Consider the following 12,030-nt stretch of genomic DNA (forward strand, 5'->3'; position numbering starts at 1 on the left):
AAATACCATTAAAAAATTACTAAACATATTAAGCAATAATAAAATTACAATATTTAATTTTGTATATGGACTGGAATACTACATCTAAGGATTTTAAAAGATACTTGGAATTTGAGCGGAATCTTTCTCAAAATTCAATTTCTGCCTATCTTAATGACGTACAAAAACTCAAAATATACTGTGAGGATCTGAATCTAGAAATTAAGGATCTGTCTCCACGTCATATACAGGATTTCCTCGTATGGATGAGCACTTTTTCCATTTCAACTTTTACCCAAGCTAGATTAATCTCTGGCCTGAAAGCATACTTTAATTACTTACAGTTAGAACACGAGCTAGATCCCAATCCAATTGAGCTTATAGAAACACCACGCCTGGAACGAAAAATACCAGATGTCTTACATATTGAGGAAATAGATGCCTTAATCAACGCCATAGATCTATCCAGCCCTGAGGGAGCCCGAAACAAAGCAATATTAGAAGTCTTATACGGTTGTGGGCTCCGGGTTTCTGAGCTTATCAACTTAAAGATATCCAACCTTTTCCTCGATATTGATTTCATTAAAATTGAAGGGAAAGGCAGTAAAGAACGTTTAGTGCCCATCGGTAGCCAAGCCATTAAGTACCTAAAGATCTACCTGCAGGAAGTACGCAACCAACAGAAAATAAAACTAGGCCATGAGGATTTTGTATTTCTCAATCGTCGTGGCGCCGCGCTCTCGAGAGTAATGATTTTTATAATAATCAAAGAACTCGCTACTAAAATTGGGTTGAATAAACAAATCAGTCCACATACTTTCCGACACAGCTTCGCCTCCCACCTTGTGGAAGGAGGAGCCGACCTACGAGCTATACAGGACATGCTTGGTCATGAAAGCATCACGACAACAGAGATTTACACCCATATAGACAAAGAATACCTCCAGTCGGTAATTACGCAGTTTCACCCGAGGTCATAGACTAACGCAACAAAGTGTATTTAAATTTGCAACATTGATGCAATAAAGATATCTTTGCATGCAATGCATATCTTCATTAAAACAGTTGCTCTCCTATTCGCTATAATCCATCTATGGGTTTCAGGAAGCTTACTGCTACACAAACATGACGATTGCCATCAGCACGAGAACAACTCATGCCAACATACGGATGAATCGACGGTACATGATGACTGTGCTATCTGTTATTACATCTATCTGCCAAATTCATTGGCTCCAACAGACGCCTTACAATTAGCATACATACCCTCTTTTTTTTATTCAACGTACGACGTATCACTCGATATCACTATAGTAACACTTAAGCCTCGTCTATACACCAACAGAGGTCCTCCGATGTATAGTTAAATCAATACAGCTACTACTATGTTGTAGAGTTCCCCTATCACTGGACAACGCAATTTTGTTTTCCACGGATAAGGTATACACTTAATTAAGATTTACTAACGACGCTATTCATGAAGACGATTATCGTTTTAATCGCTCAGTGGGCATTATATACATCTATATTTGCCTACGGCCAACAGTGTAATTTAACACTAAAAGTACGACTGATTGATGCTGAAAACCATCAGTCAATTGGCAATGCACATCTGTATTTGAACAATAATATACGTCCAAATGAACTCAGCCAAGGGGATTATCTATTTAGGCATATATGCAAAGGGACATCTTCACTCTATATAAACCGTAATGGCTACGAAAAAAAAGAAGTCCATATCAAAATCAACCAGGACACGGCATTAACAATTGTGTTGCTAAAAGAAATGCAACAACTGGATGCAGTTACCGTCACAGCCAATGCACAAGTCAATGCTCCCAAAACCTCGGTTACACTCCATAAAGAACAAAGACAGGAGAGTCAGGGTAAAAATCTAGCGGGTGTCCTCAGTGAGATCGCAGGGATCAATACTCTAAAAACCGGAGCTAATAATGGAAAACCTGTTATAAATGGATTATATGGCAATAGGCTATTGCTCATAAACCACGGGGTAAGACATGAAAGCCAGCAATGGGGAACAGACCATGCTCCAGAAGTAGATCCTTTTTCAGCAGAAGAGATTACGGTAATAAAAAGTTCGGACGCGGTCCGATTTGGACCTGATGCACTGGGAGGAATTATCAAAATAGGCCCTTCTGCTATCGCTACAGATCGAAAAGCCAAAAGTAGCCACGCAATCCTATTCAATAGCAATGGACGAGGACTACTTCTCAACAATAAACTGGAGGGAACGATAGGACAGTTCTCCTACCGAACAGGAATAACGACGGCTAAACAAGGTAATCTGAAATCAGCGGACTATTACCTCGGGAACACCGGTAATGAGGAGCTTCATGGTAATTTTTTCGCATCCTATGTAACGGGTAAAAACACGTTCAGGATGTACCTAAGTCATTTTGGGAATACTTTAGGTGTATTCCAAGGTGCCCATATCGGTTCGAAAGAGGACATATTGGCAAGAATAGAACACGGGAAACCATTTGAAGAATACGGTTTTTCCTATAAAATCGGTTCTCCAAAACAGCGCGTAACCCATCAACTGGCTAAGCTCGAATACCTATACCAGATTGACGATAGCAGTCAGCTCGAAGCGCAATACAGTATACAACGTAATCATAGAAAAGAGTTTGACCTGCGTCGTGTTGCTGAAAATAATGTCCCTATGGCTGATATACTTCTAAATACACAACAATTGGAATTGGTATATAACCGTCCATATTTTATGGCTGGCATTTCGGGAAGTCTGCAGACCAATAACAATGTACCCGGAACAGGCTCAACTCCTATCATTCCGAATTTCGAGAATCATGGACTCGGCGCATTCGCCAGCATCAAGGTACCATTCAAGAGCTATTTGGTAGAAACGGGAATACGCTACGACTACAAGTTCTTCGATGCAGCCGGTTATCAATACGATTATTCGAAGATAACCGAGGATGGATTGATTCCGCAATACCTTATGACGGATAGAAAGCATTTTCACAACATTTCAGGGGTAGCTGGAATCAGTCAACGTGTCAACGCTATATTTACCTGGAAAAGTAATCTAGGCTTAGCGTGGCGTGCACCTTCTGCCAATGAACTCTACAGCGATGGAATACATCATGGTACGGGCACCTATGAAGTTGGGAATAAGAATCTGAAGAGTGAAAGAGGTTTGAAATGGATAAATTCCCTTTCGATGGACAAGGGTATCATCCGGGCAAACGTAGACCTGTTTGCGCAGGTGATAGAAAATTATATCTATAGCCAACCTGTCCCAGATTCTACACGCCAAACTATCCGTGGTACATTTCCGCTCTTTCAATACCAGCAGGATCGAGCATTCTTCTATGGTGCGGACTTATCGACCCTAGCCGACATCAACCAAAACTGGCAATACGGACTAAACATATCTATTGTCAAAGCCAAGAACGTCACGAAAGATGAGTTCCTTCCTAATATACCAGCCTGGAAACTGCAGCAGCATCTCTCCTATCGCTTTGCCCCCAACCAGGTACTAAGCTATATCAAGATCAAGCATCATTTTCAAGCTAAGCAAACACGGTATGAGCCGAATTCGGACTTTGCTCCACCACCTGCAGCATATCATCTCTTTGACGCAGTACTGGCTTCTTCTATTAAACTCAAATCCCAACGAACAGCAGAACTCCAACTTGCCGTCGACAATGTCTTTAACGAGGCTTACAAAGACTATATGGATCGGTTTAGATACTACGCACATGCGTTAGGACGCAATGTGTCTCTTAAAGTCAATTTTACATTTTAACAATTTATTCTGATGAAAAAATACATAACTATACTATTCATTTCTATTTTCGCCCTTACTACTGCTTGTAAAAAAGATGAACCTACACCAGAAACAGATCAAGAAGAAGTAGGTTCGGCATCGATCACTTTTACAGAGGTCGCAGCTGAAGCACATGGTGACCACTACCACTACGCTGAGATAGAAAACCCTGAAGTCGAGAAAATAGATTTTACAGGTAGCCAGATGTTGCCACCAGCAGGAGCTCACACTCATTTGGAAGTGGGAAAATCATACCGTTTCAATGTCACGATCAAAGACTTTGCTGGACGCGAAACCCAACAGTCTTTTGTAGAAAAAGATGACCATCACTTTGCCTTTATCTTAAATATACCAGAGAACCATGCCTTTGTGACATACAGTGACAAGAAAAATGATGGAACTAAGGTCAAAGTAGGTGTACAAGGTTATATAACAGTATTGAAAGCGTCTTCAACGTTTACAACCCGCTATATCATGCGCCACCTAAATCCCAAAGTTAAAGAAACGATCGATCCGAAGAAAGATTGGAATAATACAAACTTCACTTCTTTCACTGGAGCAAATGATCTAGATCTTAAATTCGATCTTCACTTTACGGAAGACGGGCACGGTCACTAATTAGCAATTCTACAAAAAAAGAGCATTTGATAATATCAAATGCTCTTTTTTTTGTGTCCCCGGCGGGAGTCGAACCCACATCTTCAGAACCGGAATCTGAAATTCTATCCATTAAACTACGGAGACCGTTCCGCAAAAATATAACTTTTATGTGAAACTAAAACTTTTTTTGCCAATCATTCTGAAAAGACTTTATAATAGCTTAACAAACAATATTTTACTTTGCATTTATCAAAACACTTATTCTTGCTAATGAAACTTTCATGATTCATTCTGATCACTAACAGACATAAACCGACACTCTGCATTATCAAGAGAGCTCATTGATCCCTTGGAATATAGAATCGAATCAATAACACATACACTTTCAGAAAAATCAAAGGGAACTCAATTTAAAAGGTTTCTTTAAAGAGGCTGAGAAAAGAAAAAGCCTGAGAGAATCAGGCGATTTCTCAGGCTTTAAAATTTGACCTCTAGACGAGGCAATCAACCTAAACCTAAGCGAAGGTAACATATATTTTCCATTCAATCCAAACATTTTTGGATCAAAAAAACACATAACGAGCTAAAACACTGATATTCAGGGAAATAATTTACTAATAAGAAAAAGAGGCGAGGACTATATACCCCATCGCACCACTCCGTTATAGGAATTAGTTAAAGTTAGTGTATTATTTACACAAATAAAAATAAATTGCTTTTTATCTTATTTTTTAACAGACTGAACAACTAACAATCCCTTGACCAAAAGAGTTGCTTATACGTATTCATTTGTCTAATTTTGCGTAAACATCTTTTTAGCACTTATGTTCACTGGTATTATCGAAACATTAGGGACCGTCACGAAAATCGAACGGGAACAAACAAATCTTCATATTTATATTAACTCGGACTTATCTTCTCAATTGAAAATCGACCAGAGTGTATCTCACAATGGCGTATGTCTTACTGTGGTAGGTATAGAAGGAGACATCCATAAAGTTACTGCTATTGACGAAACGTTACAAAAAACGAGTTTAAATACTCTTGAGGAGGGACAGCTAATCAATATTGAACGCTGTACACAGGCAAACGGAAGGTTTGATGGCCATATCGTACAGGGACACGTAGACCAGACAGCGGTATGTATATCGAAAGAGAATCACGATGGCAGCTGGTTATTTACATTTCAGTACGATCCATCTCTTAGTAATATCACGGTCGAAAAGGGTTCAATAGCGGTAAACGGCATCAGCCTAACTGTGGTAAACTCCCTGCAAGACCGTTTTTCTGTAGCGATTATTCCTTATACGATAGAAAACACAAACTTAAAACATGTGGAGGTGGGTACTGTAGTCAACCTCGAGTTTGACATCGTAGGAAAGTATATCTCAAAAATAATGGCTCTTAGAAACTAAGAGCCATTATTTATTATTCGAGGTATGTCCCCTGCCTCATCAGAAGCGCTCTATACTTATTGAATACCGCTGCTTTTGAAATGAATCCAAGATATCTATCCTGACTATCCACGACAGGCAGTATCCAGACATCATCTTTATTCATTTTTTGCATTACGCGTTCCATATCCTCATTTTCTTTGATAATATCAACTGGTTTTTGAGCCAACGACGCGAACGTACGTTCAGCCCCTTCTTCCTCGCCTAATAAAATAGAAAACAGCCGTTCGCTGTATATTATCCCTAAAAGCTTCCGCTCATCATCAACTATGGGGAAAATATTTCGCTTCGAATGGATAATATCGCCTTTTCTATCAAGTGGGGTTTCGTTAGGTTTTAACAAGACGAAATTTTGCTCTATCACATAACGTAGCTTCATCATGCTTAACACCGTCCTGTCCTTGTCTTCATAGGAAATCAAATCGCCCGATTCGGCAAGGACTTTAGTATAGATGGAGTGTTTCATCACCGCTCTATTTATCAGATAAGAGATGGAGGCGACAATCATCAAGGGAACCATCAGTGCATAGCCCCCCGTAATCTCGGCAATCAGAAATATCCCGGTCAATGGGGCGTGCATAATGCCACTTAATGCTCCGGCCATACCTGCCATTACAAAATTCGGTACATTCAGCTCGATGACACCAGTCAAATTAACACCATAAGCAAAGGCAAAGCCTAAAAGTCCTCCCATCACCAAACTGGGACCAAAAACACCTCCATTACCGCCTCCACTGATAGTAAATAGAGACGCTAGGGATTTTGCAAACAAGGTCAGTACCGTATAACATACCACTATCCAACCAATCCCCCTGAAATCGGAGAACAAACTGTTCTTAACAATGGAATCAAACTGCCCATCTAAAATCTGCTGTATCGTGAGATAACCTTCTCCATATAGCGCAGGGAAAACCAAAATCAGCAACCCTAATGCTAGACCACTACTCCAAACTTTATTGTAAGGGTTCTGGATCTTTGAAAACCAACTTTTCACCTGTTGGCTGAGCTTCGAAAAATAAACCGTAAACAGTCCTATCAAAATGGCCAAAAGAAAATAAAAGAACAATGCTCCTACTTCCCAATCGGTGAGCGCAGTATGGAAAAGAGGTTCGCTGTACAAAAGCCTGGATACAACCGCAGCCAGAGCTGACGAAATCAATAAGGGAATAAAGGCAGGAATGGAAAATTCTGGAAGCAATATTTCAATGGCGAAAATCATTCCAGCTATGGGACTATTAAAAGCCCCCGATATACCAGCGGCAGCCCCGCAGGCCAATAACATGGTCACCTCTCTATAACTTAACCCAAAGAAACGACCGATATTGGACCCGATCGCCGAGCCGCTATATGCAATCGGCGCCTCCAATCCACAGGAACCTCCAAAACCCACTGTAATCGCACTCGTCACGATCTGTGAGTAGACATTGTGCACCTCTATCCGACTGGACCGCCTGGAGATGGAATAGATAATAGGTGTGATCCCATGTTCAAATGTCTTGCCTTTCAAAAACTTGCGTACATATAGTACGCTTAACAATATACCTATCAGGGGAAAAATAAGATAAACGGAATACTTGATATGCCACTCGACATCATCCTGCAAGGCAGACGCAATAAAATGTGTCAGTCCTTTAAGTAGCGCAGCCGCCAATCCACCAATCAGTCCAACCAAAAAAGCAAGTATTACTAAAAAGTTTCGGTTCGAAAGTCTTTCCATCCGCCACTTATTAATCCGATCCAATCTCTTCAGAAATCTACTCCTCATATGATTTTTTGTTTAGATATTAAAACCGATAATATCTTTCTTTTTATTTGATTTAAACCGTTCGGGTACTACTGTTAAAATTTCATCCTTCAATACCTTTACAGCCATTTTCTTTACATAGTTATGTGTAGTGACTATACTAATTTCGCGTACAGGCTCCGGAGCTTTAAAATAGCGTACATGCCCCAATTGGTCTTCATTATACCCTAAGATACTCAATTCGGGCAAAATCGTCAATCCATCATTAATCTCGACCATCCGCTTCAGTGTCTCCACGCTACCGGTATTATACTCGAACGTACCGTTCGCTCCTTGATTATGCTTATAGTTACAAATATTGAGCACCTGCCCCCGCATACAATGCCCTTCATTAAGCAACCATAGTTTCTCTTGAGACAAATCATCATAGCCTAGCATCTTCTTATCAAAAAGCGTGCTCTTTTCGGATACATAGGCTACAAATGTTTCATAAAACAAAGGCGTTTCCAAAATGGTATTATCCAGCAAGGGGGTTGATAATATACCGCAATCGAGCGTTCCAGCTTTGAGCTCCTGTATAATCCGCTCTGTGGTGTATTCCCAGACCTGCAACTGGACTTTCGGGTATTTTTTCAAAAATGAGGTAATTACCCCAGGCAAAAGGTAAGGAGCCACCGTGGGTATCACTCCTATTCTGAACTCGCCTTCTAACTCACCCTTAGCCTCCTGTAGAATCTCTGTAATCTTCTTGCTTTCCGTAAGAACGGCACGGGCCTGCTTAATAATCCGCTTGCCTACCTCTGTAGGGATTACAGGCTGCCGACTGCGGTCAAAAATTTTGACCCCCAACGACTCCTCCAACTTCTGAATCTGCATACTCAACGTAGGTTGAGTAACAAAACACTTTTCGGCTGCGGCTACGAAACTCCGATAGGTGTCTACCGCAATAACGTATTCCAATTGAACTAGGGTCATCTTATAAGTTTTAACTATACAAAGATAAGAAATGAGGTATATAAAGTGAGGAATTTAGTACTTTTGGAAAAAGCACTAAAGTGAATTCGTAAAACAATAGACACAACCGTCTATCGCCGAGGCTTTTTATATAAGAGAGAATACAATACTATCAAAAAGTGATTAATATGAAGTACAATTTTAAGCCCTCTATTTTATTAGCGGCCCTATTGGGACTAGGGGCATTCAATTTTTCGGCGTCTATACCAGACGAAGGAATGTTCCCCTTGAGTGAGTTAAACAGAGCTGGACTAAAAAAAGCAGGATTAAAAATCAGTGAAAAAGATATTTACAACCCGGGGCAAGTAGGACTGGTGGATGCTTTAGTTCAGGTATCTGGTTGCTCAGGTTCTTTCATATCGCCCAACGGGCTGATTATCACAAATCACCACTGTGCATTCAGTGCAGTTCAATTAGCTTCAACACCACTACACAACTATTTGGAAAATGGTTTTGTTGCGAATTCGCAAGAGCAGGAAATAGAAGCCCGGGGACTTACGATCCGTATTACCGAATCTTATGATGATGTCTCTGCACAAATATTGAATGCTGTAGCGCAAGTCAATGATCCTATCGAACGCATTAATATAATAAACAGAAAACGGGAAGAGATAGCGCGTCAGGCAGAAAAAGAAGATCCGTCAATCAAAGCGGAAGTTTCGGAAATGTTTATAGGGAAAAGCTATGTACTTTTCCGCTACCGTACGATAGAAGATGTAAGGTTGGTTTATATTCCCCGTCAGGATATCGGAGAATTTGGAGGAGAGACAGATAACTGGGTATGGCCTAGACACACTGGGGATTTCTCTTTCTTAAGGGCGTACGTTGCTCCAGATGGAAGTGCGGCTAAATATTCCAAAAAGAACGTTCCTTACAAACCAAAAAAACACTTGAAAGTGAATCCAAAAGGAGTTGAAGAAAATGATTTTGTATTCATATTGGGATATCCAGGAAGAACATTCAGACATCGTCCTGCACAGTATATCGCATATCAGCAGCAGTTTTTACTACCCTATACGTCAGAGCTGTATGATTACCAGAATCAACAAATGCTACTAGCCGGAAAAAATGATAAAGCTACCGAACTAGCTCTAGCAACAAGAATAAAACGCAATGCCAATGTAATGAAAAACTACAGAGGAAAATTAAAAGGCTTGCGCAATATCGACCTTATTCAAAGTAAACAACAAGAAGATCTGGCACTAGGTCAATTTATCGCCTCTAAACCGGAGTTAAGTAAGAAATATGCAACGCTGATGGCTGACATCGACCAACATTACAAGCTGGTATTCAGTGATGCAGAAAGAGAGCTATGGTTCAATAACCTGTATACGGGTATCCGCTCGCTCCAAATTGCGTCTTTGGTCAATGAATTCAAAAGTATCCTCGACAAACAGGGAGGTACATCAAGTAAACAACAGTTTTTTGATCAGAACATAGCACGTTTTAAGCAGCAGCTGGACGGCATATACGAAAGCTACAATAAACAAGCGGACGAACGCATAGCGGGACACCTATTTGCTCAAGCCTATCTTTTTAAAGGTAAAAATCAGGTGCAAACTGTGGTAAACAAAAACTTCGGAAATGAAGATAGCGCTACAAAATATATACAAGAAGCTATCGCTCAATCGAAAGTGAATGACAAAGCACTTTTATACAATGATGTTCTTAAAAGTGTAGGTAGCCTCACGGCCTACAACGATGAACTGCTCGCCTTCCAGCAAAAGGTTGAAAAGGAAATAGAGCCATTCCGCCAGGAGCAAAAGCGTCGTGAAGGAGTATTGAATAGGTTAATGGGCGATTATGTCGCTGTCAAAGAGCTATATCAGTCTAAAAACTTTATTCCGGATGCGAACTCTACTTTACGGTTGACTTATGGAAATATAAAAGGCTATAGCCCAGCAGATGCAACGTATATGAAGCCATTCACCACGGTGAAAGGATTAATCGAAAAAGGCAATTCTGGCGATACGGAATTCCAATATCCTGAAGCTATTAAGCAAGCCTGGTTAAGCAAAAATTTTGGCGCTTATAGTAAAGGGGATTTAAATGATGTCCCGGTCAATATTCTATATAATATGGACACTACGGGAGGAAACTCAGGTTCCCCTATCATGAATGCTTATGGCGAATTGATTGGGGTCAACTTTGACCGCTCTTATGACGCTACAATCAATGACTTTGCCTGGAATGAAAGCTACAGCAGATCGATAGGTGTAGACATCCGTTATGTGCTTTGGGTGGCTGACAAAATAGACAATGCCCAGTTTATACTAAAAGAAATGGGAATTTAATTAGCATAATGGGGAACTTGTTAAAATAGGTTCCCCATTATTCATCTAAAAAAATAAAAATGATAAGACTACTGAGCTCGCTCCTCTTGCTGATAATATCCGCTGGTACAGCGTTTGGGCAAACCAAAATAACAGCATCGGAAGCCGCTAAAATATTTGAAAAGAATAAAAAAGTACAATTGCTGGATGTACGCACACAAAAGGAGTATACAGATAAGCATATCGCTAATTCCGTAAATCTAGACTGGAATCAAAAAACAGAGTTTGAAGAAGGTCTGCTGTCCAAATTCAACAAGAAATCTCCGGTATATGTGTATTGTCTATCAGGAGGCCGTAGTGCGCAGGCTGCCAAAAATTTAGTCGAGCGGGGATTTACGGTCTATGAAATTGAAGGTGGCATCCTGAAGTGGGAAGCTGCAAACCTTCCTTTAGAAAAAAGCCTCTCGCAGACACCTAAAGGACTTACATTAAAACAATTTAAAGCACTCACAAAAGACGATCAGATGGTACTCGTCGATTTTCATGCGAGCTGGTGCGGTCCCTGCAAAGAGATGGAGCCATTTATAAAACAAGTCGCTGAAAAACACAAAGGCAAGGTAAAGGTTTTAAAAATCGATGTTGACGAAAATAACACCTTGACCAAGCAACTGGGCATAACGAGTATCCCTGTACTGTACTTGTATAAAGGAGGAAAGAGGATCTGGAAACATACTGGATTCGCAGATTTAAAGACCATAGAAAAACAACTTAATTAATATGCAGACAGTAACTCTTGTTCTTGGAGCCGGTTTTGGAATTTTGGCCATCATGCTTGGTGCATTTGGTGCCCATGCCTTCAAGAAAATAATCAGTGCAGATAAATTAACTTCCTTTGAAGTAGGTGTCCGTTATCAGATGTATAGTGCCCTGACATTATTACTCATTGGGTTTAGCTGTGATTTTACGTTGTACAGTCAGCGTTTGGCAGTATATGGAATTGCAATTGGCACTATCTTATTTTCATTCAGCATTTATTTGCTGTCGTTTTCAGAATATTGGAAAGCCAACCTTCGTTTCCTGGGCCCCATCACTCCTTTAGGTGGGTTGTTAATGATTATCGGATGGGCCTCTTTATTGGTTTCATTTCTATAACAC

General features: G+C 40.3%; 9 protein-coding genes and 1 tRNA gene. 7 read left to right on the top strand and 3 right to left on the bottom strand.

The annotated features are described in order from the left end of the window. Positions 1-65: 65 nt before the first annotated feature. From xerD to JKG64_RS05155, 3 genes are all read left to right on the top strand, one after another. Entirely contained in the window at positions 66-959 is an 894-nt protein-coding gene (gene xerD / locus JKG64_RS05145; RefSeq protein ID WP_210353261.1) for a site-specific tyrosine recombinase XerD, read from the top strand. A gap of 497 nt (positions 960-1,456) precedes the next feature. Next, positions 1,457-3,769, top strand: coding sequence for a TonB-dependent receptor (locus tag JKG64_RS05150; protein ID WP_210353262.1), 2,313 nt, complete (start codon positions 1,457-1,459; stop codon positions 3,767-3,769). A gap of 12 nt (positions 3,770-3,781) precedes the next feature. Then, a complete protein-coding gene (locus JKG64_RS05155; protein ID WP_210353263.1) occupies positions 3,782-4,408 on the top strand; it encodes a hypothetical protein in 627 nt (208 codons plus the stop codon). A 54-nt stretch (positions 4,409-4,462) separates the two neighbouring features. Here JKG64_RS05155 and JKG64_RS05160 read toward each other — a convergent pair. After that, positions 4,463-4,534: transfer RNA gene (locus tag JKG64_RS05160), tRNA-Arg, on the bottom strand. Between the two features lie 680 nt (positions 4,535-5,214). Here JKG64_RS05160 and JKG64_RS05165 point away from each other — a divergent pair. Next, complete coding sequence (locus JKG64_RS05165) at positions 5,215-5,805, top strand: riboflavin synthase (RefSeq protein ID WP_210353264.1); 591 nt, start codon at positions 5,215-5,217, stop codon at positions 5,803-5,805. Positions 5,806-5,818: 13 nt separating this feature from the next. On the opposite strand, the gene JKG64_RS05170 is transcribed toward JKG64_RS05165, so the two are convergent. Beyond that, entirely contained in the window at positions 5,819-7,609 is a 1,791-nt protein-coding gene (locus tag JKG64_RS05170) for a chloride channel protein (protein WP_210353265.1), read from the bottom strand. Positions 7,610-7,621: 12 nt separating this feature from the next. Further along, positions 7,622-8,563 (bottom strand): hydrogen peroxide-inducible genes activator, encoded by a 942-nt coding sequence (locus JKG64_RS05175; protein ID WP_210353266.1) that lies wholly within the window; start codon positions 8,561-8,563, stop codon positions 7,622-7,624. A gap of 167 nt (positions 8,564-8,730) precedes the next feature. Between JKG64_RS05175 and JKG64_RS05180 the strand changes: the two genes are divergently transcribed. The 3 genes from JKG64_RS05180 to JKG64_RS05190 are packed head-to-tail and all read left to right on the top strand — an operon-like array spanning position 8,731 to position 12,027. Beyond that, positions 8,731-10,896 (top strand): S46 family peptidase, encoded by a 2,166-nt coding sequence (locus tag JKG64_RS05180; RefSeq protein ID WP_210353267.1) that lies wholly within the window; start codon positions 8,731-8,733, stop codon positions 10,894-10,896. 59 nt (positions 10,897-10,955) lie between these two features. Next, the gene (locus JKG64_RS05185) at positions 10,956-11,651 is read left to right on the top strand and encodes a thioredoxin domain-containing protein (RefSeq protein WP_210353268.1); all 696 of its coding nucleotides are present in this window, start codon (positions 10,956-10,958) and stop codon (positions 11,649-11,651) included. Position 11,652: 1 nt separating this feature from the next. Next, entirely contained in the window at positions 11,653-12,027 is a 375-nt protein-coding gene (locus tag JKG64_RS05190) for a DUF423 domain-containing protein (protein ID WP_210353269.1), read from the top strand. The last annotated feature ends 3 nt before the right edge of the window (positions 12,028-12,030 follow it).

The sequence above is a fragment of the Sphingobacterium tabacisoli genome, from assembly GCF_017908035.1.
GTDB lineage: Bacteria > Bacteroidota > Bacteroidia > Sphingobacteriales > Sphingobacteriaceae > Sphingobacterium > Sphingobacterium tabacisoli.